Origin of the sequence: Micromonospora sp. C41 (genome assembly GCF_018070485.1) — a bacterium.
Taxonomy (GTDB): Bacteria; Actinomycetota; Actinomycetes; order Mycobacteriales; family Micromonosporaceae; genus Micromonospora; species Micromonospora chalcea.
On the sequence record NZ_JAGPXP010000020.1, the window covers coordinates 74,026 to 96,402 of the forward strand.

A 22,377-nucleotide genomic window follows, 5' to 3' on the forward strand; every position below is an offset into this window, starting at 1 on the left:
GCGCGCCCGCGCGGTACGGTTCGGTCCCCCGTCCCCTGGAGGGACGTGGCAGGCTCGCAGGCGACGGGTCGGCGGGCGGCGCCGTGGGAGGAGCGGACACCGTGCATGTGGTGATCATGGGCTGCGGCCGGGTCGGGTCGACCCTGGCCCACAGCCTGGAGTCGCGCGGCCACTCGGTGGCGGTGATCGACCAGGACGCGGACGCGTTCCGCCGTCTCGGGCCGGACTTCGCCGGCATCACGGTGACCGGCGCGGGCTTCGACGGTGAGGTGCTGCGCCAGGCCGGCATCGAGCGGGCCGACGCGTTCGCGGCGGTCTCCAGCGGTGACAACTCCAACATCATCTCGGCCCGGCTGGCGCGGGAGACGTTCGGCGTGTCCCGGGTCGCGGCCCGCATCTACGACCAGCGCCGGGCGCAGGTCTACGAGCGGCTGGGCATCCCCACCGTGGCGACCGTCCGGTGGACGGCCGACCGGATGCTGCGCCACCTGGTCCCCGAGGGCAACGTGGAGATCTTCCGCGACCCGACCAGCACCGTGTCGATCATGGAGGTGCCGGTGCACAAGGACTGGATCGGCCGGCCGCTGCGGCAGCTGGAGCAGGCCGCCGGCGCCCGGGTGGCCTACCTGAACCGGTTCGGCATCGGCACCCTGCCCACCGCCTCCACCGTGGTGCAGGAGGGCGACCAGGTCTTCATGCTGGTGACCGACGACATCAACGGCCCGGTCACGTCGGTGGCGGCGGCGCCGCCGGAAGGGGGGCACTGAGCCATGCGGATCGCCATCGCCGGCGCCGGCAACGTGGGCCGCTCGATCGCCCAGGAGCTGATCGACAACGGCCACCAGGTGATGCTGATCGAGCGGCAGCCGAAGATGCTGCGGCCCGACCGGGTGCCCGCCGCCGACTGGGTGCTCGCCGACGCGTGCGAGCTCGCCAGCCTGGAGGAGGCCGACGTGGCCGGGTGCGACGTGGTCGTCGCGGCCACCGGCGACGACAAGGTCAACCTCGTGGTGTCGCTGCTGGCCAAGACCGAGTTCGCGGTGCCCCGCGTGGTGGCCCGGGTCAACCGGGCGGAGAACGAGTGGCTGTTCACCGAGCAGTGGGGCGTCGACGTCGCGGTCAGCAAGCCGCGCGTGATGGCGGCGCTGGTCGAGGAGGCGGTCACCGTCGGCGACCTGGTCCGGCTGATGACGTTCCGGCAGGGCGAGGCGAACCTGGTCGAGATCACCCTGCCGCCGACCGCGCCCTACGTGGGGCAGGCGATCCACGCGGTGCCGATCCCCCGGGACGCGGCGCTGGTGGCGATCGTGCGCGGCAAGCGGGTGCTGGTGCCCACCCCGGACGACCCGATCGAGGCCGGCGACGAGCTGGTGTTCGTCTGCACCGCCGCGGTGGAGGACGACGTGCGCGCGGTGATCCTCGGCCCGGCCAGCGCGGACCGCCACCGTTCCTGAAGCGGCCTCAGGCGCCCGGCAGCGGGGTGGGCGCGCCCTCCCGGGTGACCCGGCGCACCACCCAGACGGTGATCAGCAGCAGCAGCGCGTACGGCGGGTAGCCCAGCGCGAGCCGGGCCACGCCCAGCGCGGTGTCCTGGTGGGCCAGGTAGAGCCCGGCCTGTACGCCGACCTTGGCCAGCCACACCACGCCCCACAGCACGGTGAGCTGGGTGAAGGTGCGGACCAGCCTGGGGTCGTCGCGCCACTCGGAGCGGCCCTTGGCGACCAGCACCGACCAGATCCAGCCGACCAGCGGCTGCCGGATCGCGGCCGAGAGCAGCAGCGCCAGGCCGTAGCCGATGCCGTAGAGGATGCCGGGCAGGTAGAAGTCGCGCTCGTCGCCGGTACGCAGGGCCAGCAGCGCGCCGATGCCGACGCCGAACAGGCCGTTCACCGCGTGCCGCACCGGCTTGCGCTGGGCCAGCCGCAGGCCGGCGATCAGCAGCGCCACCGCTACCGAGGCGTACACGGCGGGGCGCAGCTCGCCGATCACGTTGGCGACCACGAAGACCACCACCGGGATGCTCGACTCGACCAGCCCGCGCCATCCGCCGAGCTGGTCGGCCATCTGCTCGGCGAGGCTGGGCAGCCGCTCCTCGTCCTGCGGGCCGAGACCCGACGGGGTGTGCTGCTGTCCGGTCGTCACTTCGGCGACTCCAGCTCGTAGTACGGGTTGTAGATCACCTTGCGGTCGTCACGCACCGCCACCCGGCCGCGCGCGGTCAGGTGCCGGCCCGGCTCGATCCCGGCGATGTGCCGACGGCCCAGCCAGACCAGCGTGACGACGTCGGTGCCGTCGTAGAGGTCCGCCTCCAGCGTGGGCAGGTTCGTCCGCGGCGTGTAGACGACGGTGCGCAGCCGCCCGGCCACCGACACCACCTGGCCCCTGTTGCACTGGCGGGCCGGCGTGCCGCCGGACTCGGCGCTCTCCCGGCGCAGCTCCTGCGCCTCGATCTCGGCCTCGCTGGCGGTGAGCCGGTGCAGGAGCCGCCGCAGCGACCCCCGGCTCTCGTCGGTCGTCATGACCTCCGCGTCACCCTCTCCACAGCGGGGCCCCGCTGGTGGCGGAACCGTCCCGCCAGCGTACGCCGACACGGCCCGCCGGCGGGAGCGCCGTGGTACGCGTACCGCCGCCCGGGACGCCGGCACGCCGCGGGCCCGGCGCCGTTCGACGCCGGGCCCGGGCACGTGTGGATCAGACCTCCTGCTGCTCGGCGGCGGCCTGCTGCTCGGCGACCTCGCGGGGCAGCCGCAGCGGCAGCGGCTCGCGCACCGGCTTGGCCTCCTGCCCGCGGTCAACCACCAGGCCGTCCAGGCAGGCCGTCAGCGGCCCGGCGGTGGCCGCCTCGGTGGCCGCGAGGCCCTGGAAGACGCCGCGCACCATCCAGCGCGGGCCGTCGATGCCGACGAAGCGCAGGTCGGTCGGGCCGTCCGGGGTACGCACCCGGGCGCGCAGCTCGGGACCGCGCTCCCCGTCGACCTCCTGGACGGTGGCGCCGTCGGCGACGAGCGACTGGCGGATCTCCTCGCGCACCTCGTCCCAGATGCCCTCGGAGCGGGGCGCGGCGAAGACGCCGAGCTGCAGCGCGCTCTGCCCGTGCACCAGCACCACCTGCTGGATCACGCCCTGCGGGTCGGCCTGGACGCGCACCTCCACGTCCGGCACCGCCGGGATCTGGAGGCTGCCCAGGTCGAGCCGGGGCGCGTCGGGGGCCTCGCTGACGTCGTACGGCCCGCGGTCCGGCGCCGACGGGGTCTCCTCGGCGTCGAGGACCCCATTGTCACGCGCCTCGTCGGCCCGCTTCCGGGAGAAGATCACTGCGTCCACCCTCCGCTGTTCGCACTCACCCTGCCACCTCTTCGCTCTGCCCGCCGGACGGCGCCGGGACCAGGCCGGCGTGCCCACCGGTGGACCCGTGCCCGCCCGTGCCACGCCGGGACGCGGGCAGCTCGGCCACCGGCCGGAACTCGGCCCGGGCGACCCGCTGGACCACCAGTTGCGCGATGCGGTCGCCCCGGCTGATCTTGGCTGGCGTGTCCCGATCGTGGTTGATCAGGTTGACCAGGATCTCACCCCGGTAGCCGGCGTCGACCGTACCGGGCGCGTTGAGAACCGTCACGCCGAGCCTCGCCGCCAGACCGGATCGGGGGTGGACCAGCCCGACGTACCCGTCGGGCAGCGCCACCGACACGCCGGTGGGCACCAGGGCCCGGCCGCCGGGGGGCAGCTCGACGTCCGCGGCGGCCACCAGGTCCGCGCCGGCATCACCGGGATGGGCGTACGCCGGCAGCGGCAGCTCCGGGTCGAGCAGTCGCACGGGCACGGGTACGACGTCTGTCACGGTCATCCTCTTCCGTCCGGTCCTGCGGGGGTGCCCTGTCATCCTGCCGGTTGCCGGGCCCGCGACGCGCCGTACCCTCGTCAGTGTGCGTCAGTCGTCATCTCCGGCCGCGCCGCCGGCCACCGCCGCGCCGTACGCGGAGCGCCTCGGCCTGCCCTGGTGGGCCTGGCCGCTCGGGCTGGCCGCGGCCGCGCTGCTCGCGGTCGAACTGTGGATGGGCGCGACCGGCGTCCGCGCCTGGCTGCCGTTCGTGCTGCTGATCCCCGCCGCGGTGGCCGCCCTGTGGTGGCTGGGCCGGATCCGGGTCGAGGTGCGCGACGGCGAGCTGCGGGTGGACGACGCCCACCTCCCGGTGCGGTACGTCGCGGACGTGGTGCCGCTGGACGCTGCCGGCCGGCGCGAGGTGCTCGGCGTCGGCTCCGACCCGCTGGCCTTCGTGGTGCAGCGTCCGTGGATCGACGGCGCCGTGCAGGTGGTGCTGGACGACCCGGAGGACCCGACCCCGTTCTGGGTGGTCAGCACCCGGCACCCGGTCCAGCTGGCGGCCGCCGTCCTGGCCGCCCGCGACGCGGCCTGATCCGACGCCGCCCCGAGGCGGCCTGACCCGACGCCGCCCGCGAACGGCCGGTCCGACGCCGGTCAGGACGGCTTGTCCGGCAGTGCCCGGGCGGTCCGCCGCAGGTCCTTGCGCAGTTGCTCGCCGAGCGCGCGGGTGGCCCGGCGGTTGAGGTAGCCGGCCACGGCGGCGCCGGTCAGGAACGGCCCGAGCGTGGTGAGGTTGCGCCCGAATCGGCGCATCAGACTGTCCCGCAGCTCGCGGCGGGCGGCGGTGCCGAGCACCGCGCTCACTCCGACGCCCGGCATCATCGGGTTGACCCCGCGCTGGGTGGCCCAGGACTGCACCAGCGACACCGCGCGGCCGGTGCCGCCGGCCGGCAGCGGCACCCGGTGGACCTCGTGCAGCTCGCCGATGAGTTTCAGCTCGATCGCCACCACCGCGACCGTCTCGGCGGCCAGCAGGACGGGGGCGGAGAGCAGCGTGGGCGTCACCGCCCACTCGACAGCTGCCACTCCGCCGCCGGCCGCGCCGACCCCGGCGGTGGCCCGGGACGCGTTGCGGACCAGCCGGTCGGCGAGCGCGTCGTCGTCCAGGCCGGGGAAGTGCCGCCGCAGCGTGGCGAGGTCGCGGATCGGCACGTGCGGGGCGATCTCGGCGACCGTGTCGGTCATCCAGCGCACCGCCGCCCGCGGCTTGAACAGGTCGGTGATCCCCCGGGCGCGGGCCTGCCCGACCAGCCGGGTCAGCAGTTGCCGCCGGCGGGCCGGGGCGATGTCGTCGGCGGTCAGGGCGGCGACCGTCGCGCCGAGTTCCCCGGCGTCCGCGCCCGGCTCACCGGACGTCGAACCGGAGCCGGTAGTGGCCGCCGTCGCGGCGAGTTCGGTGGAGGCCGGCGGCACGGTGGAGCCGCCAGGTGCGGGCACGGCGGAGCCGGTCGGTGTCGCATCCGGCCCGGTCGGTGCCGGTCTCGCCGCTGGAGCCGGGCTCCGGTCGGCGCCGGTCCCCTCGCTGCGCTCGCTCACCCGTCCGCCCTCCTTGCTCCGCGCGGCGTGGCAGCCGCCCGTAACGAGTCAAGCAGCAACCGGCCACCGGCGCACGGCGGCGGCTCGAACAGCGGCGGCCCCGTCGAGGAGGCCGCCGCCGGTGTCCCCGGTCGGGATCAGACGCACTCGCGGCAGATCAGGTCGCCGTTGCGCTCGACCGCCAGCTGGCTGCGGTGGTGGACCAGGAAGCAGCGGGCGCACCGGAACTCGTCCTGCTGCATCGGAAGGACCTTGACCGTGAGCTCCTCGTCGGCCAGGTCGGCGCCGGGCAGCTCGAAGCTCTCGGCCACCTCGGCCTCGTCGACGTCCACGGCGCCCGACTGTGAGTCGACCCGCCGGGCCTTGAGCTCTTCGAGGCTGTCCTCGCCGAGGTCGACCTCGTCGCGACGCGGGGCGTCGTAGTCGGTGGCCATCGGTTTCACTCTCCAATATCGATATTGTCGCTGCCGGTTGTAACGCCGGACGACGCCGTTTCGGTTCCCCTGACCGGCCACCATCTCTGTCGGGCACCCGACCCGACGAGCGGTGGGCCGGGCTCGCCGGTGCGAAATGCCCCCGGTGAGCGCGGAACCTTACCCCCCTGTGGGCGAGGCATGTATACCGCCCTCGCGGGGGAGATGTACGCCTCGGCGCCCGAAGTTGTTCCCAATGTGACTCAGGCGACACGAAGATAGGGGTAGTCCTACCGGTTCACCGCGTGGCGCGCCGGTATGTCGGACTGTTTCCACGCCTGAGCCGGACAACGGTTAACCTCAGCGGCGTACTGGACGGCCGACCGGTCGCGGCCCGACCGCGTCGCCCGCCACCACCCAATCACTGTCCGGGGAGCGCCCAGGATGAGTTTTGCGCGAGTGCGGGCACTCGTTGTCGTCGGACTGCTGGCGGTCGTCGCCCTGGTCGTCGTGGTCGTCGCCGTGTTGAAGGACAGTCAGGGCACAGCCGGTACGGCGGCCGCCTGCCCGGACGGCTGGCCGCTGGTCGACCTGCGGCTGCGGGAGCAGAAGGACGTCAAGATCAACGTCTACAACGCCACCGACGAGGCCGGCCGGGCCGGCAGCGTCGCGGACGACTTCCGCAACCGCAAGTTCCAGGTCAAGAAGGTCGGCAACGAGAAGAAGGCGTTCGACGGCGTGGCCGAGTTGCGGTTCGGGCCCAACGCCGTGGGGTCGGCGCACCTGCTGCGCGCGTACTTCCTGAACGAGGCCAGCCAGAAGTTCGACGCGAACCGCAAGGACGACGTGGTCGACGTGGTCCTGGGCAACCAGTTCCAGCAGCTCGCCACCACCACCGAGGTCAACCAGTCGCTCGGCGACCTGGGCGCCCCGCAGGCGCCGCCGGAGACCTGCCCGAAGCCGGTCGAGAAGTAGGCGGCCGGCGGCCCGACGACGCAGGGCGGTCCTCCTCCGGGAGGGCCGCCCTGTCGCGTGTGCGGGTCAGGTCACGGCCCGCCGGAGGCGTCCAGGTCGACCAGCCGGGCGTGCAGCGGCCCGTGCAGCGCTGGCGGCGCGGCGAGCACCAGGTCCGGTCCGGCCGGGCGGCCGGACAGGCCGGTCACCAGCAGCCCGGCCTCCCGGGCGACCAGCCCGCCGGCGGCCAGGTCCCAGTCGGCCAGGCCCTTCTCGTAGTACGCATCCACCCGCCCCTCGGCGGCCAGGCAGAGGTCGAGCGCGGCGGCGCCCATCCGGCGGATGTCCCGGATGTGCGGGATCAGCTCCGTCACCACCCGCGCCTGGTGGGCCCGGCGGCCGGCGTCGTAGCCGAAGCCGGTGGCCACGAGCGCCTGGCCGAGATCGGTCGCGGTCGAGCCGCTCAGCCGCTGCCCGTCGCGCCAGGCGCCGCCGCCGAGCGTCGCGGTCCACTCCTCGCCGGTGACGACGTTGCGGACCACCCCGGCGACCACCTCGCCGGCCACCTCAGCGGCCAGCGAGACCGCGCAGTAGGGCAGCCCGTACAGGTAGTTGACGGTGCCGTCGATCGGGTCGAGGATCCAGCGCACCCCGTCGGCGCCGGCGGGGCCGGTCTCCCCCGCGCCGTACTCCTCGCCCAGCACCGCGTCGCCCGGCCGCCGCTGCCCCAGCGCGGCCAGCACCTGCCGCTCCACCGCCCGGTCGGCGGCGGTGACCACGTCGGTCACCGTGCTCTTCGTCGCGGCCACCGAGACACCCTCGACCCGCATCCGGTACGCGGTGGCGGCGGCCTCCCGGGCCACCTCGACCGCGATCGTGAGCAACTCCCGCGCCGTAGGCGTCGCGGTGATCATGTTTGTCCCCTTCCCGCACGATCGGGACCGGCCCACCCGTGCGCGGGTATCATCCTTACAAAGTCCACATCTGCGCCGATTCGGCGGTCCCGGACCGCCGGTCCGCCGTGCGGCGCGGGATGATCGCGGCAGACGGCGTTACAATTCACCCTGCCCACGCGCCACGGACCGCCAGCGACCGGACGGCCCGGGACACGGGGGTCCTCAACGACTCGCCCGGCACGGCCGTCCCATGCTGCGCCGGACGACCCGGCCGTGCTCGCTCTTTTCGCCTCCGGAAGGTCTTCGTGACAGATCCCCGCCAGACCGGCGCCGACGTTCGCTCGCTCACCGACACCCTGATCGCCCACGCGCAGAGCGCCGGCGGTCAGCTCACGTCGGCCCAGCTCGCGCGCACCGTCGAGTCCGCTGAGGTGACCCCGGCCCAGGCCAAGAAGATCCTCCGCGCGCTCTCCGAGGCGGGCGTGACGGTGGTGGTGGACGGCTCGGCGAGCACCCGCCGCCGCGTCGCCGCCGCCCGGTCCGCCACCCCGGCCTCCCGCGCGACCACCGCCAAGACCACGAAGAAGGCCGCCGCGCCCGCCCCGAAGCAGGCGCCGGCCGCCGAGGAGGCGCCCGCCGCCCCGGCCCCCCGGAAGGCGACCGCGCGCAAGGCCACCACGGCCGACGTCGCCAAGGCCGCCGCCCCGGCGAAGGCCACCAAGGCGACCCGCGCCACCAAGGCCACGGTGGCCGCCAAGACCGCCGCGGCGAAGCCGGGGAAGGCCGGCGGCAAGGCGGAGGGCCCCGACGGCGAGATCGACCCGGAGGAGCTGGCCGCCGAGATCGAGGACGTGGTGGTCGAGGAGCCGGCCGAGCTGACCCAGGCCGCCGAGGCCGACGCGGCCAGCTCCGCCACCGACAACGACTTCGAGTGGGACGACGAGGAGTCCGAGGCGCTCAAGCAGGCGCGCCGGGACGCCGAGCTGACCGCCTCCGCCGACTCCGTGCGGGCGTACCTCAAGCAGATCGGCAAGGTTCCGCTGCTCAACGCCGAGCAGGAGGTCGAGCTGGCCAAGCGGATCGAGGCCGGCCTCTACGCCGCCGAGCGGCTGCGCGCCGCCGACGAGGGCGAGGAGAAGCTGGTCCGCGACCTGCAGCGCGACCTGATGTGGATCTCCCGGGACGGCGAGCGCGCCAAGAACCACCTGCTGGAGGCCAACCTCCGCCTGGTGGTCTCGCTGGCCAAGCGCTACACCGGGCGCGGCATGGCCTTCCTCGACCTCATCCAGGAAGGCAACCTCGGCCTCATCCGCGCCGTCGAGAAGTTCGACTACACCAAGGGCTACAAGTTCTCCACCTACGCCACCTGGTGGATCCGCCAGGCCATCACCCGCGCCATGGCCGACCAGGCCCGCACCATCCGCATCCCCGTGCACATGGTCGAGGTGATCAACAAGCTCGGCCGGATCCAGCGCGAGCTGCTCCAGGACCTGGGCCGCGAGCCCACCCCGGAGGAGCTGGCCAAGGAGATGGACATCACACCGGAGAAGGTGCTGGAGATCCAGCAGTACGCCCGGGAGCCCATCTCGCTCGACCAGACCATCGGTGACGAGGGTGACAGCCAGCTCGGCGACTTCATCGAGGACTCCGAGGCGGTCGTCGCCGTCGACGCGGTGTCGTTCTCGCTGCTGCAGGACCAGCTCCAGCAGGTCCTCCAGACGCTGTCCGAGCGTGAGGCGGGCGTGGTGCGCCTGCGCTTCGGCCTCACCGACGGTCAGCCGCGCACCCTGGACGAGATCGGCCAGGTGTACGGCGTGACCCGGGAACGCATCCGGCAGATCGAATCGAAGACCATGTCCAAGTTGCGGCACCCCTCGCGTTCCCAGGTGCTCCGCGACTACCTGGACTGACCGCGTACGTCAACAATTCGTGCCGGTTTGATCACCAGCCGTAGAACACTCATCAGTGATCGATCGGTTGCCTGTTTGTGATCGTTGACGTGGCACCCTTGGTGCACGGCACACTGTCCCCCACGCCATGTGTGACCTCGGTCCCCCGCGGGCACACAGGGAAGGCAGGGCCCGAGATGGGTGTTGCACGATAGGTGAGCAACCGAAGAGAGTGTTCATCGGTGACGACCAGAGGAGGAAGGCGATGACCCCGACCCTCACGCCGCCGCCCGAGACGGTGAGCCCCCCGGCCGCCGATGAACGGTGCGACCGCTGCAATGCTGCCGGCAAGCTCCGGATCACTCTGGCGGGTGGGAGTGAGCTGGTGTTCTGTGGGCACCACGCGAACAAGTACGCGGAGGATCTCGTGAAGATCACCGTGCGCTACGCGTCGGACCCGGAGTTCAGCTGGCGTGGCGCCGATCTCATGGCGAACTGAGGTCCGACAGGAAATCCACATCACGACATAACCGGCCGGAGGCACCCACACGGGTCGCCTCCGGCCGGTTTTTCGTGCCGGTGCCGCCTGCGCTGCCCGGTGTTAAGAAGGGGCCCCTGCTCTACCGGAGGCGTTAACAGGGGGCCCTTCCTTACAGGGTCTGCACGGTGGCGATGCGCTCTTCGAGCTGCTCGATCGTCGCCTGCGCGCTGGGTGGGCCGCCGCAGATCCGGCGCAGCTCGGCGTGGATCTTGCCGTGCGGCTGGCCGGTGTGGTGGTGCCGGGCGGCCACCAGAGCGTTCAGCTGCCGCCGTAGCGCCACCCGGCGCTGGGCGGCACTCATCGGTGGGGGCGCCGCCGCCGGGGCCGCAGCGGCCGGCTCAGCGGTCCGCTGGGCGGCCCGGCGCTTCTGCGCGGCGAGCTGCTCGGCCTGCCGCTTGGTCAGCAGCAGCGAGACCTGGTCGGCGGTGAGCAGACCGGGCAGGCCGAGATATTCCTCCTCCTCCGGCGTACCGGCCTGGGCGGCGGTGCCGAACGACGCGCCGTCGAAGATGACCTGGTCCAGCTCGGCGGTCGCGGAGAGCGCGGCGAAGCGCTTCTCCAGCTCGCCGCTGGCGCCGTCGTCGCGCTGGGCGCGCTCCAACAGGTCGTCGTCGAAGCCCTCGCGGTCCTTCGGCTTGCCGAGCACGTGGTCCCGCTCGGCCTCCATCTCGCTCGCCAGTCCCAGCAGGTGCGGCACGCTGGGCAGGAACACCGACGCGGTCTCGCCGGGGCGGCGGGCCCGGACGAACCGGCCGATCGCCTGCGCGAAGTACAGCGGGGTGCTGGCGCTGGTCGCGTACACGCCGACCGCGAGCCGGGGGATGTCGACGCCCTCGGACACCATCCGCACCGCTACCAGCCACCGTTGCTGCGAGGCGGCGAACGTCGCGATCCGCGCGGACGCGCCCTGGTCGTCGGAGAGCACCACGGCGGCCTTCTCACCGGTCACCTGCTCCAGCAGCTTCGCGTACGCGCGTGCCACCTGCTGGTCGCTGGCGATGACCAGGCCGCCCGCGTCGGGCATGCCGTTGTCGCGCAGCACGCTGAGCCGGGCGTCGGCGGCGCGCAGCACCTGCGGCATCCAGTCGCCGGCCGGGTCCAGCGCGGTACGCCACGCCTGGGCGATCAGGTCCTGCGTCATCGGCTCGCCGAGGCGGGCCGCCAGTTCCTCACCGGCGTTGGTGCGCCACCGGGTCTCCCCCGAGTACGCCAGGAACAGCACCGGCCGGACCACGCCCTCGCGCAGCGCGTCGGAGTAGCCGTAGACCGAGTCGGCGCGGGAGCGCAGCAGCCCGTCGCCGCCGCGCTCGTAGCTGACGAACGGGATCGGATTGTCGTCGGAGCGGAACGGCGTGCCGGTGAGCATCAGCCGGCGTACCGCGGGCTCGAAGGCCGCCTTGACGCCGTCGCCCCAGGTACGCGAGTCGCCGGCATGGTGGATCTCGTCGAGGATGACCAGCGTGCGTCGGGTCATGGTGCGCCGCCGGTGCACCTGCGGCGCCATGCCCACCTGCGCGTACGTGACCACCGCGCCGTGGAAGTCGGCGGCGGAGTGCAGGTCGGCGTTGCGGAACGCGGCGTCGAGCTGGATGCCGACCCGGGCGGCGGCCTGCGCCCACTGGGTCTTCAGGTGCTCGGTCGGCGCGACCACGGTGACCGCCTCGACGGTGCCGTCGGCGAGCAGCTCGGCGGCGATGCGCAGCGCGAACGTGGTCTTACCGGCGCCGGGCGTGGCGACCGCGGTGAAGTCCTCGGTCCGGCGGCGCAGGTATTCCACGAGCGCCTTGCGTTGCCAGGCGCGCAGGGGCGGGAACGTGTCGAGCGCCGGCATCCGCGGTGGCACGCGTAGCTCCTCTCCGCCGCGGACGGCGGCGGGCCCGACCGGGGCCACGGGAGCCGCCGCCCATGAAAACGCCCTCGCGCATCCGGTGCCGCGAAGGCGGACTCAGCATAACCAGCGCGGGCCGTACGCCCCACTCGACGCCACGCCTGTCACATCCGCCCACCCCGGTGGGAAGCGGGTCAGGGCAGTGGTCCCCGGGTGCCGGTGCGCGGCGGCCGCAGCGTCGCCACCGGCGCGGACCAGCGTCGGCGCAGCGCGATCAGGCGCAGCCCGAACACGAGCAGGGCGGCGGCGGTGAGCGGCACGGCGGTCGCCTGTCCGGACGCCGACAGCAGCGCCACGGTGACCGCGCCGGCGAGCGCGGCGAGGGCGTAGATCTCCCGGCGCAGCACCACCGGGATCTCGCCGGTGAGCAGGTCGCGGCCCAGCCCGCCACCGATCGCGGTGAGCATGCCGATCATGCAGGCGCCGACCGGGGGCACGGCGGCGTCGAGGGCCTTGAGCGTGCCGATGACGGTGAACAGGCCGAGGCCGGCGGCGTCGAGCACCAGCACCGTGGTGCGCAGCCGGGCGAGCTGCGGGTGAAGCCAGAAGACGGCGGCGGCGGTGACGGACGCGGTGGCGGCGTACCGCCAGTCGGCGAACGCCAGCGGGGGCACCTCGTCGATCGCCAGGTCACGGAAGATTCCTCCGCCGAGCGCGGCGACCACGCCGACGAAGACGACGCCGAACAGGTCGAGCCGTTTCGCCACCGCCGCGGAGGCGCCGGAGGCGGCGAAGACCGCCACGCCGGTGAGGTCGGCGACAAGCAGGGCGGTGGAGGTGGTCACCGCCGCAGGTTACGTCGAGGGGCGGCGGAGCCGCCCGCTGTCACTCGGCGTACGAGTCGTAGATCTCCTTGCACTTCGGGCACACCGGCGAGCCGGGCTTGGCCGCCTTGGTGACCGGGAACGTCTCGCCGCAGAGCGCGACCACGAAGGTGCCCATGACGGCACTCTCAGCGATCTTCTCCTTACGGACGTAGTGGAACATCTCCGGACCAGTGTCCGCGTCCTTCAGCTCGGGACGCTCGAGAACCTCTGTGCTCACGACTCCACCTCCGGCGTTCCAGTTTTCCAGGTCGGTCCGTCCTGGTCCACCTGGGCCCCGGGCGGGAGCGGGCCGTACGGTAGCCGACGTGACCAACTTTCACATCAGTCTCGGTAGTGAGGTGGCCGACGCCCTGCGCGACGGCCGCCCGGTCGTGGCGTTGGAGAGCACGATCGTCTCGCACGGGCTGCCCCGGCCGGACAACCTGCGCGTGGCGCGCGAGATCGAGCAGGCGGTACGGGACGCGGGCGCGGTGCCGGCCACCATCGGCATGGTCGCCGGCGAGTTGCGGGTGGGGCTGGACGACGCCCAGCTCACCCGCCTCGCCACCGTCGACGGCGTGAGCAAGCTCTCGGTCCGCGACCTGGCCCCGGCGGCGGCCACCGGCGCGGACGGCGCCACCACCGTCGCGGCCACCAGCGCGGTCGCGGCGGCGGCCGGGATCGGCGTGTTCGCCACCGGCGGGCTCGGCGGCGTGCACCGGGAGGCGGCGCAGACGTTCGACGAGTCGGCGGACCTGGTCACGCTGGCCCGGACCCCGATCGCGGTGGTCTGCGCCGGGGTGAAGTCGATCCTCGACGTGGGCGCCACGCTGGAGCGGCTGGAGACGCTCGGGGTGGGCGTGGTCGGCTACCGCACCCGCCGCTTCCCCGGCTTCTACCTCACCGACGCCGGCTTCGACCTGGACTGGTCGGTCGAGTCGCCGGAGCAGGTGGCGGACGTGCTGGCCGCCCGCGCGGCGCACGGCGTGCACCACGGCGGCCTGGTGGTGGCCAACCCGCTGCCCACCGACGAGCAGCTCGACCCGGCGCTGCACGACCGGACGCTCGCCGAAGGGCTGACCGCGCTGGCCCGCGAGGGGATCACCGGCAAGGCGGTCACCCCGTTCCTGCTGTCGCACTTCCACTCGGCGACCGAGGGCGCCAGCCTGGCGGTGAACGTCCGGATCATCCTGCGCAACGCCGACCTCGCGGCCCGGATCGCGGTCGCCGCGGCGACCCGTCGCGCCCCATGAGCGCCACGCCGCGCATCGTCGTCGTCGGCGACGTGATCACCGACGTGCTCGCGGTGCTGTCCGGGCCGCTCGCGACCGGCTCGGACACCGCGGCCGGGATCCGGTTCAGCGGCGGCGGGCAGGCGGCGAACACCGCGGCCTGGCTCGCCGGGCAGGGCGCGGCGGTGACGCTGGTCGCCGCCGTCGGCGACGACGAGACCGGCCGGGAACGGGTGGCCGAGCTGACCCGCATCGGTGTGGACTGCGCGGTGGAGCGGCACGAGGGCTACCCGACCGGCACCGTCATCGTGCTCGCCCACGACGGGGAGCGCACGATGATCAGTCAGCGGGGCGCGAACCTGCGGCTGACCGCCGCGCACGTGGACGCGGCGCTGGCCGCCGCGCCCGACGCCGGGCATCTGCACCTGTCCGCGTACACCCTGTTGGACGTCGGGTCGCGCGGCGCCGGCCTGCGCGCGCTGGCCACGGCCCGCGAGCGCGGGCTGACCGTCAGCGTCGACGCGGCGTCCGCGGCGCCGCTGCGGCGCGTCGGCGGGGCGTTCCTGACCTGGGTACGCGACGTCGACCTGCTGCTGGTCAACACGGACGAGGCGACGGTGCTGGCCGGCGGGCTGGACCCGGCGGCGCAGGCGCGGGCGCTGACCGCGGTGGCGCACCGGGTGGTGGTCAAGCGCGGCGCGGCGGGCGCGGTGTGGGTGGAGCGCGGCGGTGTGGTGGAGTTCGCGCCGGCACCCGGGGTGGACGTGGTGGACGTGACCGGAGCCGGGGACGCGTTCGCGGCCGGGCTGCTCACCGCGTGGCTGGCCGGCGCCGACCCGCGTGCCGCGCTGGCCCGCGCCGGTGACCTGGGCGCGCTCGCCGTGACGACGGTGGGCGCCCGCCCGGCGCCCTGACGGCGGTGGCCGGTCCGGGCGGGTGCTCCGCCCGGGCCGGTCAGGGCTCGGCGTCGATGATCTTGTGCGGGTTCTCCTCGGCGGTGAGGGCGGTGGGCGCGGGCTCCTCGCGGCGCCGGTTCTGGAACCGGTTCGCCAGCCGGTGCTCCTCCTTGGGCGGCCGGTCGTTGGCGAGCAGCACGGCGAGCCAGGGCACGAGCACCATGCCGAGCGCGCACAGCGGCAGCCAGAGCCAGAGCAGCGGTGCCTTCGCGCCGACCAGGATCGCGCCCGCCACCAGACACGCGACCCGGATGGCCATCATCAGCACGTAACGCTTCTGCCGGCTGTTGAGCTGGTCGTCCTGGCTGCGCGGGGCGTCGGTGATCAGGATCGGCTGGTACGCCTGACGCTTCACCACGGACCTCCTACGAGGGGATACGGCCCATCCTGTCACTCCGGACGGATGATCGGCGAAATTCGTGACGAGCGGTCGCGTGTTACGTGGGTGGTACGCTTCGATCCGTGGCCAACCGGTTCAGCTTCACCGACGAGGCGCTGGCGAACCTGCGGGTCTACGACGTCACACCCGGGGAAGTCTGGGAGGCCCTGCACAGCAGGCACCGGGTCATCCGGCACCTCGGTGACGACGTGATGGTGGTCTACGCCACCGAGCACCGCGGCCGGCGACTCGCCGTGCTGCTGGCCGAGGCCGACGGCACCGACAACGACTGGGACATCCTCTCCGCCCGCGAACTGAGCGACGTCGAGGCCAAGCGCTACGACGAGGCGGTGCGGAACTCACGCCGACGAGGAGGCGGTCACGATGCACCGTGACGAGGCGACCAAGCGGTTCCACGCCGGGGGCGACACGTTCGCCGACCTGATCGACGACACGTCACCGGCCCAACTGCCCACCCCCGACACCGACGTGCCGATGGTCAGCCGGTCGGTCCGGCTGCCGCTGGAGACGTACGAGCGGGTCCGCGCCGCCGCCGACGCGCGCGGCATCGGCGTGACCACGCTGATGCGGCAGTGGATCGAGGCCGGCCTGGCCGACCTGGACGACTCGGCCACCGTCTCGCTGGCCGACGTACGCCGCGCGCTGGCCTCGCTGTCCCGCCCGACCGCCGCCTGACAACTCACGCCTCGGGGCCACCCTCGCCGAGCGCCTCCCGCCCGATCGGCGAGGCGGAGGACTCCGGCGGCCGGTGCCAGGCCCGGCGGGCGTCGGCGAACGCGACGAGCGCCAGCAGGACGGCCACCGCGCCGAGCGCGTACATCGCCGGCACGGCCACCAGCGCGGGCAGGAGCAGCACCAGGGCCAGCAGCCCGGCCAGCCGGGGGCGGGACACCCGGCCGAAGATCTCGTACTCGAACCGGGAGCGGGCGGCCAGGAACAGCGCCGGACCGCCCACCACGAAGACCAGCCAGTCGGGCCGGGCCGTGTCGTACGGGTGGGCGATGACCAACTCGTAGCCGACCGCCGCGCCGATCACCCCGAGCACCATGAACAGGTGGGTCTGCGCCGCCGACTCGGCCAGCCGTCCCGGCGTGCCGGCCGTCCGCAGCGCCTGCGCGAGCAGGTGACCGGCCCGGTAGAAGTAGATCCGCCAGAGCAACGCCGTGATCACGAACGAGATCGCGAACGCCACCGCGGCGTCGCCGGAGAACTCCTTGCCGCTGTAGGTCACGCCGATCACCAGGATCGACTCGCCGAGCGCGATGAGGAAGATCTGCTGGTAGCGCTCGGCGAGGTGCTCCCCGGCGACGAGCCACTGCCGGACCCGCGAGGCCCCGAGCCGGGGCAGCGGCCAGCCCAGGAGCGTGCCGAGATGGTCCACCGCCAGCGCGACGACCCACAGCGCCAGGCGCGGGCCGGGCATCAGCGCGCCGGCGAGCCAGAGCGGGGCGCTGAATCCCGCCCAGGCGGCCAGCCGCAGCGGGACCATGCGGCGCGGATGCCCCCGCAGCGCCACCGCGATCAGCAGCGGCCGGCCGACCATCACCGCGACGTACGCGAGCGCGAACGGCAGCGCCCGTTCCTCCAGCGCCCGGGGCAGCGTCACCCCCAGCACCAGGCTGCCGAACATGGTGCCGACCACCACGACCTGGATGACCGTGCGCTCCGGCTCGTACCGGCTGGTCACCCAGGTGGTGAGGGTCCAGACCTGCCAGAGCACCAGGAACAGCAGCAGGGTCTTGCCCACGTCGGCGGCCACCGCACCGGCCGAGCCGTCGAGCCCGTCGATCAGGCGCTGCGAGACCCGGGTCAGCGCGAACACGAAGACCAGGTCGAAGAAGAGCTCCAGGAAGGTGGCCCGGCCGGGGCTGGACGCGGTACGCAGCAGCGCCCCGCCCCGCTGCTCGGTCATCGTCCGCCCCCGTCCCCCGTCCTGGCAACAAACGACAGGGGCGGCGGGCCGGTTGCGGCGGCGGGCGGCGGATCAGCCCTTCGCGGCCTTCGCCTCCGCCTTCATCCGCTGCTTGAACTCGCGTACCCGGCGCAGCGACTCCGGATCGGTCACGTCCGCCACCGACCGGTGGGCGTCCGCGTCGCCGTAGTCACCGGCCGCCTCGCGCCAGCCGTCCGGGGTGACCCCGAACCGCTTCCCGAGCAGCGCGACGAAGATCTGCGCCTTCTGCCGGCCGAACCCGGGCAGCTCGCCGACCCGGCGCAGCAGCTCCCGCCCGTCGGCCACATCCGACCAGAGCCGGGCCGGGTCGCCGTCGTAGCGCTCGACGAGCATCCGGCACACCTCCTGCACGCGGGCCGCCATCGCCTTCGGGAAGCGATGCAGCGCCGGCGGCCGGGCGAAGAGCTCCACCAGCGCCTCTGGGTCGTACCCGGCCAGTTCCGCGGCGTCCGGCTCGTGGCCGAGCCGCTGCGCCAGCACGTACGGGGAGGAGAACGCCTTCTCCATCGGCACCTGCTGGTCCAGCACCATGCCGAGGAGCAGGGCCAGCGGGCTGCGCGCCAGAAGTTCGTTGGCCTGCGGGTCGATGGGCAGTGACAGCGTCATGGCGAACATGCTGTCACCCCGCATCGGCCGACGACGGGGACACGCGTACGGCACACAGGAGGAATACTTACGGATCCAGTACGGGAACGGGGGAACAGCCGGTGCCGTCCGTGGCCGATGAGTTGCTCGCCGCCTACGACACTCAGTTGCGGGCCTGGACACCGCCGGCCCTCGGCCCACTCGGAGTCGTCTTCGAGCAGGACGGACCCGTCGTACGGGCGCATTTCGGCACCCACGGCACGGTGGACCACCGTGACCTGCCCGGGGCCGGGCTGGGCGCCCTGATCCGGCGGCAGCAAGAAGCCTTCGCCGCAAGCGGCGAGCCGGTCGAGTGGAAGGTCCACGCGTACGATCCACCGCAGCTCGCCGAGCACCTCGTCGCCGCCCGATTCACCCCCGGCTGGGAACGTCACGTGCTGGTGGCTCCGATCGACTCCCTGCCCTCCGCACCGTTTCCGCTTCCCGTCGGACAGCGCGTCCGGGAGGTCACGTTCGGGGAGCACCCACTGCTGGCGCGGGTACAGGCGATGGCTGCGGCCTCCGGCCCGCACCGGACGACGCTGGCGCAGTCGGAGGCGGACGGCGACGCCATCGGCTGGTGCCGAAACCTGGCGGTGCGAGAACTCGACGGATGGGCTCTGGCAGCCGGCTGGGCCATCCTCGTCGACGGCACCGAGTTCGTCTCCATCGGCGGCATGACCTTGCCTGAGCCCGCATTCCTGCCCGGTTGGCGGGCCTGGATCGACCTGCGTACCCGGCACCCGGGGGATTCTCGTCCGCCGGATGGCTGCCGATGGCGATACGTTGTCGCGGAGGCCACCGGTGATCTCCGGGCGATGCTTCTCGGCGTGGGCTTCCATGATGTGACGACGGTCCGTTCCTACCACTGGTCTCCCCCGAACCCGCCGGCGCGGGAGCGTCCGGTGGTGCTGGTCTTCGACGATCCGCAGGGGGATGAGATCTGGGGGCGCTTCGCCTCTCAGTGGGAGTTCTCGGCCGCGACGCAGGCTCATCCTCGGCTGGTGGAGCCGCCGGAGTCGGTGGCCTGGCACCTCGCCGCGATCGAGGAGGACGAGGCAGGCATCGCGGCACTGGAGTCGATCGTCCAGCGCGGCCTGCGGGCCACCGTTCGCCCCGGCGAGCGCGTGTATGCCCTTCATCCGTTCGTCCAGGGATACCACTTCGACCCGCGACGGACCGGCGGGCCGGGGCAACCGCCTACGCCGCGCTGCGCCTTCCCGGACCGCGGCGACCACCGCCTTTTCACCACAGCCGACCTGCGGCTGGGCACGTTCGGCGACCCGTGGGGCCAATCGCTCTGCGTCTTCGGCGGTGATCTGCTCGCCGAGGTCGAGGCCGACCTCACCGCCCTGCTCGGAACCGTTCTCCGCCGTGGGGGCCGTCCCGTGGGCAACATCTGGAGTTTCGGCCCGGACGGGCACAGCGTCAGCGGCCCGTGAACGTCTCCCTGGGTTGCCGCTCTGGTCGGCGGTCGTGGGTGCCGACTCTCCGACAGGAGACATCGAGTGCCTGAACAAGCCGCGAGGAGCAGAACGGTTACCCTCGGTGCGTCGTCCCAACGGAGGTTGCCGTGCCGAGTCTGGAGAGGCCCCGCGTCGAGTACCGCACGCCCGAAGATCTGGTCCGGGACGTCACGGCAGGGCTGGTGCGGATTCCCCCCTTTCAGCGCTCCTTCAAGTGGGAGGGATCGGACATCGTCCGGCTCTTCGACAGTCTGTTGCGCGGATTTCCAATCGGGAATCTGCTTCTCTGGCAACGCCCCGCACCGGCCCAGCGGCTCCAGGTGGGGCCGCTCGACATCGAGGCTCCCGAGGTAACCGCCGCCCTCTGGGTGGTGGACGGGCAGCAGCGCATCGTGTCCATCGTCGGCGCGCTGACCATGGCTGACCAAGCTGTCGATCCACGATTTCGCATCCACCTCGATCTCGACACCGGCGAATTTCACACCGCCGGCACCCGTCAACGGCCCCCACGTACCTGGGTGCCCGTCAGCTTCCTGCTCGACACCGCGGTCCTGCTCCGCTGGATGCGCGACAACTCGTGGCTGTCAGAGAGTCAGCTAGCGCTGGCCGACCAAGCCGCCAAAGCGATCCGCGAGTACCAGATCCCGACCTACGTGGTGCACTCCGCCGATGAGCACGCGCTGCTCGAGATCTTCACGCGGATGAACTCGACCGGCAAACGCCTGACCAAGTCCGAGGTCTTCCAGGCTCTGCATGCCGGCGCCGTCGGCGACGAGTTGAGCAGCCTGCACGAACTGGGTCAGGTTCCCGCCGTCCTGGGATTCGGCGCGCTTGACGATCGGTTGACCCTCCGCTGCGTCCTGGCGTACCGAGGTGGAGACATCTTCCGGGAGGACTTCCGCCAGGAGTTCGGGCCGCGAGACGACCCGGGCGAGACGCTGCGCGAGGTCGCCGCACGACTGCGTGAGGCCGTCGAATTCCTCCGCGGTACCTGCGGCATCCCACACATCAGGCTGCTGCCCTACTCCCACGTGCTGCCGATCCTGGTCCGTTTCATCCGCTTGCACGGCGTACCGGCCGGCCGGCCGGCGACTCTGCTTCGACGCTGGGTCTGGCGGAGCGCGGTCGCTGGAACGCGGGCCCGCGCAGTGAGCGTCGCGGACATCCGCAGCCAGGTCGAGGCGGTCGGCACCTCCACCGCGCAAGCTGCGGCAACGAACCTGCTGCGGCAGGTGCAGCAGTTCCCGGATTTCGTCGCGGAACTGGACAAGGTCCACTTCAATCACGCGATGGCGAAGCTCAACACGCTCGGGTTGCTCTCTGCCGAACCTCGCGACCCGTTCCGGGGCGAGATTCTGGACGTCAGCCGCCTGCTCGACCAAGGGAGCCCGTTGAGACCACTCCTGGCCGTCAGTGGACACGCTGGCGGAACGATCGCCAACCGGTTCATCCTGCCGCCCGGGGAACGCCCGTCACCGCAGCTCCTCGCGTCGGCTGAACCGGCCGTCGCCGCCAGCCACCTGATCGACGAGCAAGCGCAGGAACGATTGGCGCGCGAAGACTGGCCAGCCTTCCTCGAGCTACGCGGCAGGTCGTGCGAGCGGACCATCACCGAGCACGTCAACCGCATGGCCGAGTGGGGCGCGCGGGACGGCCGCGCGATGGCTGACATTCTCCGACCGGTCGCCTGACATGGCAGTCGTCACTGCCGAAGTACGGCTGCACGGTAGACAGGTAGGCGAGCTGAGGTTCCGGCAGGGCGGCTCGGAGTTCAGCTACGACGACGATCTCGCCTCGCCCCGGCACCAAGTGCTGGGGCAGGTCTTCGAGGACGATCCGCGGGCGATCCGGCGGGCGAGGGTGGGCCTGCCCGCCTGGTTCGCCAACCTCCTGCCGGAGGGTGCCCTCCGCCGCCAGATCGTCCGGGAACTGGGCGGGGGGAACATCGGCGACTTCACGCTGCTGCTACGTGTGGGCGGCAACCTGCCGGGGGCGGTGACGGTTCACGCCGATGTCGAGCCGGCGGATGACGTGATCTCCAACGCGCTGGATGAAGCGAACCATCCTCTGCGGCATTCCCTGGCAGGCGTGCAGCTCAAGTATTCGATCTCCGCAGACCGCCTGGCTGTTCCCGTGAGCGGGCAGGGTTCCTGGTGGATCGTGAAGCTGCCCGACCAGGGCCTGCGAAATCTTCCCGTCAACGAGTACCTCACGATGAGTTGGCTTCGCGCGGCTGACTTCCCGGTGCCGCCGGTGGACCTGATCCGGGCGGATGCCGTGAAGGGTCTCCCCGACGGAATGATCGATCCCGGTGACCTCGTCTACCTCATCCGGCGGTTCGACCGGTCGACCACCGGGCGTATCCACGTGGAGGACTTCGCCCAGGTTGCGGACATCGGGCCGATGTTCAAGTACAGCGAGTCGGGCGCGAGCTACGACACGTTGGCCGCAGCGATCCTCCAACTCACCGGAGAGGACGGCTACCTCGACTTCATCAGCCGCTTGGTCGCGATGCTGGTGGTCGGAAACACCGACGGGCACCTGAAGAACTGGGCCCTGATCTATCCGGACGGCCGCACGCCACGCCTGGCTCCGGTCTACGACTTCCACTCACTGTCGGTCTATTCCCGTTACCGCTGGTCGCCGTTGGCGCTCAGCCTCGGCGCCGAGACCGTCCCGGCGCTCATCGACCAGGAGCACTTCCACCGACTGGCGGACGGTGCAGGCGGTGATCCGGGCCGCACACTGGAGACGGTCGCCCGGACGGTGGACCGCCTCCGCGAGGCGTGGCACAGCGGCCTGATGAACGAGACTCATGCCCGTTTTCCGGCCCTGGCCGACCACTACTCCCAGCGGCTGACGAGCCTGCCGATCTGTCAGTCCGCTCACTGACGTGACGCGGCCCGGCGGACCTCTGGGAGGTCCACCGGGCCGCGGCC

26 protein-coding genes are annotated in these 22,377 nt (G+C 72.6%); 13 read left to right on the plus strand and 13 right to left on the minus strand.

All coding sequences use genetic code 11. From position 1 onward, the window contains the following. Positions 1–101 precede the first annotated feature (101 nt). The gene (locus tag KBX43_RS21165) at positions 102–767 is read left to right on the plus strand and encodes a TrkA family potassium uptake protein (protein WP_043325668.1); all 666 of its coding nucleotides are present in this window, start codon (positions 102–104) and stop codon (positions 765–767) included. A gap of 3 nt (positions 768–770) precedes the next feature. Further along, positions 771–1,454 carry a TrkA family potassium uptake protein gene (locus tag KBX43_RS21170; protein WP_043325670.1) on the plus strand — a complete coding sequence of 228 codons (684 nt, stop codon included), beginning with the start codon at positions 771–773 and terminating at the stop codon, positions 1,452–1,454. Between the two features lie 7 nt (positions 1,455–1,461). Here KBX43_RS21170 and KBX43_RS21175 read toward each other — a convergent pair whose 3' ends face one another. The 4 genes from KBX43_RS21175 to dut all read right to left on the minus strand — a co-directional run bounded on the left by KBX43_RS21175 (position 1,462) and on the right by dut (position 3,838). Continuing rightward, complete coding sequence (locus KBX43_RS21175; protein WP_043325672.1) at positions 1,462–2,142, minus strand: DUF3159 domain-containing protein; 681 nt, start codon at positions 2,140–2,142, stop codon at positions 1,462–1,464. Continuing rightward, complete coding sequence (locus KBX43_RS21180) at positions 2,139–2,519, minus strand: OB-fold nucleic acid binding domain-containing protein (RefSeq protein WP_043325675.1); 381 nt, start codon at positions 2,517–2,519, stop codon at positions 2,139–2,141. The genes KBX43_RS21175 and KBX43_RS21180 overlap by 4 nt, the downstream gene beginning before the upstream one ends. A 172-nt stretch (positions 2,520–2,691) precedes the next feature. Beyond that, positions 2,692–3,315 carry a DUF3710 domain-containing protein gene (locus tag KBX43_RS21185; RefSeq protein WP_043325677.1) on the minus strand — a complete coding sequence of 208 codons (624 nt, stop codon included), beginning with the start codon at positions 3,313–3,315 and terminating at the stop codon, positions 2,692–2,694. Between the two features lie 25 nt (positions 3,316–3,340). After that, positions 3,341–3,838 carry a dUTP diphosphatase gene (gene dut, locus KBX43_RS21190; protein WP_030502984.1) on the minus strand — a complete coding sequence of 166 codons (498 nt, stop codon included), beginning with the start codon at positions 3,836–3,838 and terminating at the stop codon, positions 3,341–3,343. 85 nt (positions 3,839–3,923) lie between these two features. Between dut and KBX43_RS21195 the strand changes: the two genes are divergently transcribed. Further along, positions 3,924–4,415, plus strand: a complete 492-nt coding sequence (locus tag KBX43_RS21195; RefSeq protein WP_064447141.1) for a DUF3093 domain-containing protein — start codon at positions 3,924–3,926, stop codon at positions 4,413–4,415. Positions 4,416–4,477: 62 nt separating this feature from the next. On the opposite strand, the gene KBX43_RS21200 is transcribed toward KBX43_RS21195, so the two are convergent. Beyond that, positions 4,478–5,320 (minus strand): hypothetical protein, encoded by an 843-nt coding sequence (locus KBX43_RS21200; protein ID WP_369830126.1) that lies wholly within the window; start codon positions 5,318–5,320, stop codon positions 4,478–4,480. 236 nt (positions 5,321–5,556) lie between these two features. Beyond that, positions 5,557–5,853, minus strand: a complete 297-nt coding sequence (locus KBX43_RS21205; protein ID WP_013284790.1) for a DUF4193 domain-containing protein — start codon at positions 5,851–5,853, stop codon at positions 5,557–5,559. 438 nt (positions 5,854–6,291) lie between these two features. Here KBX43_RS21205 and KBX43_RS21210 point away from each other — a divergent pair, with 438 nt between their 5' ends. Further along, positions 6,292–6,807, plus strand: a complete 516-nt coding sequence (locus KBX43_RS21210; RefSeq protein ID WP_181373764.1) for a LytR C-terminal domain-containing protein — start codon at positions 6,292–6,294, stop codon at positions 6,805–6,807. Positions 6,808–6,878: 71 nt separating this feature from the next. On the opposite strand, the gene KBX43_RS21215 is transcribed toward KBX43_RS21210, so the two are convergent. Then, a complete protein-coding gene (locus KBX43_RS21215) occupies positions 6,879–7,700 on the minus strand; it encodes an inositol monophosphatase family protein (RefSeq protein WP_064447139.1) in 822 nt (273 codons plus the stop codon). Between the two features lie 287 nt (positions 7,701–7,987). On the opposite strand from KBX43_RS21215, the gene KBX43_RS21220 reads away from it, so the two are divergent. Together KBX43_RS21220 and KBX43_RS21225 are read left to right on the plus strand one after the other, a co-directional pair. Next, complete coding sequence (locus KBX43_RS21220) at positions 7,988–9,592, plus strand: RNA polymerase sigma factor (protein WP_064447138.1); 1,605 nt, start codon at positions 7,988–7,990, stop codon at positions 9,590–9,592. A 244-nt stretch (positions 9,593–9,836) separates the two neighbouring features. Further along, positions 9,837–10,070, plus strand: coding sequence for a hypothetical protein (locus tag KBX43_RS21225; protein ID WP_013284786.1), 234 nt, complete (start codon positions 9,837–9,839; stop codon positions 10,068–10,070). Between the two features lie 151 nt (positions 10,071–10,221). Here KBX43_RS21225 and KBX43_RS21230 read toward each other — a convergent pair whose 3' ends face one another. The 3 genes from KBX43_RS21230 to KBX43_RS21240 all read right to left on the minus strand — a co-directional run bounded on the left by KBX43_RS21230 (position 10,222) and on the right by KBX43_RS21240 (position 13,044). Continuing rightward, the gene (locus KBX43_RS21230) at positions 10,222–11,943 is read right to left on the minus strand and encodes a DEAD/DEAH box helicase (protein WP_043325686.1); all 1,722 of its coding nucleotides are present in this window, start codon (positions 11,941–11,943) and stop codon (positions 10,222–10,224) included. Positions 11,944–12,134: 191 nt separating this feature from the next. Beyond that, complete coding sequence (locus KBX43_RS21235; protein WP_043325688.1) at positions 12,135–12,785, minus strand: trimeric intracellular cation channel family protein; 651 nt, start codon at positions 12,783–12,785, stop codon at positions 12,135–12,137. A gap of 40 nt (positions 12,786–12,825) precedes the next feature. Next, the gene (locus tag KBX43_RS21240; RefSeq protein WP_030502976.1) at positions 12,826–13,044 is read right to left on the minus strand and encodes a DUF3039 domain-containing protein; all 219 of its coding nucleotides are present in this window, start codon (positions 13,042–13,044) and stop codon (positions 12,826–12,828) included. An 88-nt stretch (positions 13,045–13,132) separates the two neighbouring features. Between KBX43_RS21240 and KBX43_RS21245 the strand changes: the two genes are divergently transcribed. Together KBX43_RS21245 and KBX43_RS21250 are read left to right on the plus strand one after the other, a co-directional pair. After that, complete coding sequence (locus KBX43_RS21245) at positions 13,133–14,059, plus strand: pseudouridine-5'-phosphate glycosidase (protein WP_210886805.1); 927 nt, start codon at positions 13,133–13,135, stop codon at positions 14,057–14,059. Then, positions 14,056–14,952 (plus strand): carbohydrate kinase family protein, encoded by an 897-nt coding sequence (locus KBX43_RS21250; RefSeq protein ID WP_064447137.1) that lies wholly within the window; start codon positions 14,056–14,058, stop codon positions 14,950–14,952. Before KBX43_RS21245 ends, KBX43_RS21250 begins: the two co-directional genes overlap by 4 nt. Before the next feature lie 40 nt (positions 14,953–14,992). Here KBX43_RS21250 and KBX43_RS21255 read toward each other — a convergent pair whose 3' ends face one another. Beyond that, entirely contained in the window at positions 14,993–15,349 is a 357-nt protein-coding gene (locus KBX43_RS21255; RefSeq protein WP_013284780.1) for a DUF3099 domain-containing protein, read from the minus strand. Positions 15,350–15,456: 107 nt separating this feature from the next. Here KBX43_RS21255 and KBX43_RS21260 point away from each other — a divergent pair, with 107 nt between their 5' ends. Both KBX43_RS21260 and KBX43_RS21265 read left to right on the plus strand, forming a co-directional pair. Further along, complete coding sequence (locus tag KBX43_RS21260; RefSeq protein WP_043325691.1) at positions 15,457–15,768, plus strand: hypothetical protein; 312 nt, start codon at positions 15,457–15,459, stop codon at positions 15,766–15,768. Then, positions 15,758–16,069 (plus strand): hypothetical protein, encoded by a 312-nt coding sequence (locus KBX43_RS21265; protein WP_030502972.1) that lies wholly within the window; start codon positions 15,758–15,760, stop codon positions 16,067–16,069. The genes KBX43_RS21260 and KBX43_RS21265 overlap by 11 nt, the downstream gene beginning before the upstream one ends. 4 nt (positions 16,070–16,073) lie before the next feature. Here KBX43_RS21265 and KBX43_RS21270 read toward each other — a convergent pair whose 3' ends face one another. Together KBX43_RS21270 and KBX43_RS21275 are read right to left on the minus strand one after the other, a co-directional pair. After that, the gene (locus KBX43_RS21270; protein WP_210886808.1) at positions 16,074–17,306 is read right to left on the minus strand and encodes a low temperature requirement protein A; all 1,233 of its coding nucleotides are present in this window, start codon (positions 17,304–17,306) and stop codon (positions 16,074–16,076) included. Positions 17,307–17,378: 72 nt separating this feature from the next. After that, positions 17,379–17,963: an HhH-GPD-type base excision DNA repair protein gene (locus KBX43_RS21275; protein WP_043325693.1), complete on the minus strand. Its 585-nt coding sequence runs from the start codon at positions 17,961–17,963 to the stop codon at positions 17,379–17,381. A gap of 92 nt (positions 17,964–18,055) precedes the next feature. On the opposite strand from KBX43_RS21275, the gene KBX43_RS32135 reads away from it, so the two are divergent. The 3 genes from KBX43_RS32135 (at position 18,056) to KBX43_RS21290 (ending at position 22,330) form a co-directional block, all read left to right on the plus strand. After that, positions 18,056–19,414, plus strand: coding sequence for a DUF2716 domain-containing protein (locus tag KBX43_RS32135; RefSeq protein ID WP_113971744.1), 1,359 nt, complete (start codon positions 18,056–18,058; stop codon positions 19,412–19,414). Between the two features lie 131 nt (positions 19,415–19,545). Further along, the gene (locus KBX43_RS21285; protein ID WP_069089363.1) at positions 19,546–21,129 is read left to right on the plus strand and encodes a DUF262 domain-containing protein; all 1,584 of its coding nucleotides are present in this window, start codon (positions 19,546–19,548) and stop codon (positions 21,127–21,129) included. A gap of 1 nt (position 21,130) precedes the next feature. Beyond that, entirely contained in the window at positions 21,131–22,330 is a 1,200-nt protein-coding gene (locus tag KBX43_RS21290) for a type II toxin-antitoxin system HipA family toxin (RefSeq protein WP_043325695.1), read from the plus strand. Positions 22,331–22,377 lie beyond the last annotated feature (47 nt).

Excerpts from the sequence above, each read along its gene's own strand:
- KBX43_RS21170 (WP_043325670.1), top strand. The coding sequence starts at position 771 with ATGCGGATCGCCATCGCCGGCGCCGGCAACGTGGGCCGCTCGATCGCC.
- KBX43_RS21180 (WP_043325675.1), bottom strand. The coding sequence starts at position 2,519 with ATGACGACCGACGAGAGCCGGGGGTCGCTGCGGCGGCTCCTGCACCGG.
- KBX43_RS21205 (WP_013284790.1), bottom strand. The coding sequence starts at position 5,853 with ATGGCCACCGACTACGACGCCCCGCGTCGCGACGAGGTCGACCTCGGC.
- KBX43_RS21215 (WP_064447139.1), bottom strand. The coding sequence starts at position 7,700 with ATGATCACCGCGACGCCTACGGCGCGGGAGTTGCTCACGATCGCGGTC.
- KBX43_RS21225 (WP_013284786.1), top strand. The coding sequence starts at position 9,837 with ATGACCCCGACCCTCACGCCGCCGCCCGAGACGGTGAGCCCCCCGGCC.
- KBX43_RS21230 (WP_043325686.1), bottom strand. The coding sequence starts at position 11,943 with ATGCCGGCGCTCGACACGTTCCCGCCCCTGCGCGCCTGGCAACGCAAG.
- KBX43_RS21250 (WP_064447137.1), top strand. The coding sequence starts at position 14,056 with ATGAGCGCCACGCCGCGCATCGTCGTCGTCGGCGACGTGATCACCGAC.
- KBX43_RS21265 (WP_030502972.1), top strand. The coding sequence starts at position 15,758 with ATGCACCGTGACGAGGCGACCAAGCGGTTCCACGCCGGGGGCGACACG.
- KBX43_RS21270 (WP_210886808.1), bottom strand. The coding sequence starts at position 17,306 with ATGACCGAGCAGCGGGGCGGGGCGCTGCTGCGTACCGCGTCCAGCCCC.
- KBX43_RS21275 (WP_043325693.1), bottom strand. The coding sequence starts at position 17,963 with ATGTTCGCCATGACGCTGTCACTGCCCATCGACCCGCAGGCCAACGAA.
- KBX43_RS21290 (WP_043325695.1), top strand. The coding sequence starts at position 21,131 with ATGGCAGTCGTCACTGCCGAAGTACGGCTGCACGGTAGACAGGTAGGC.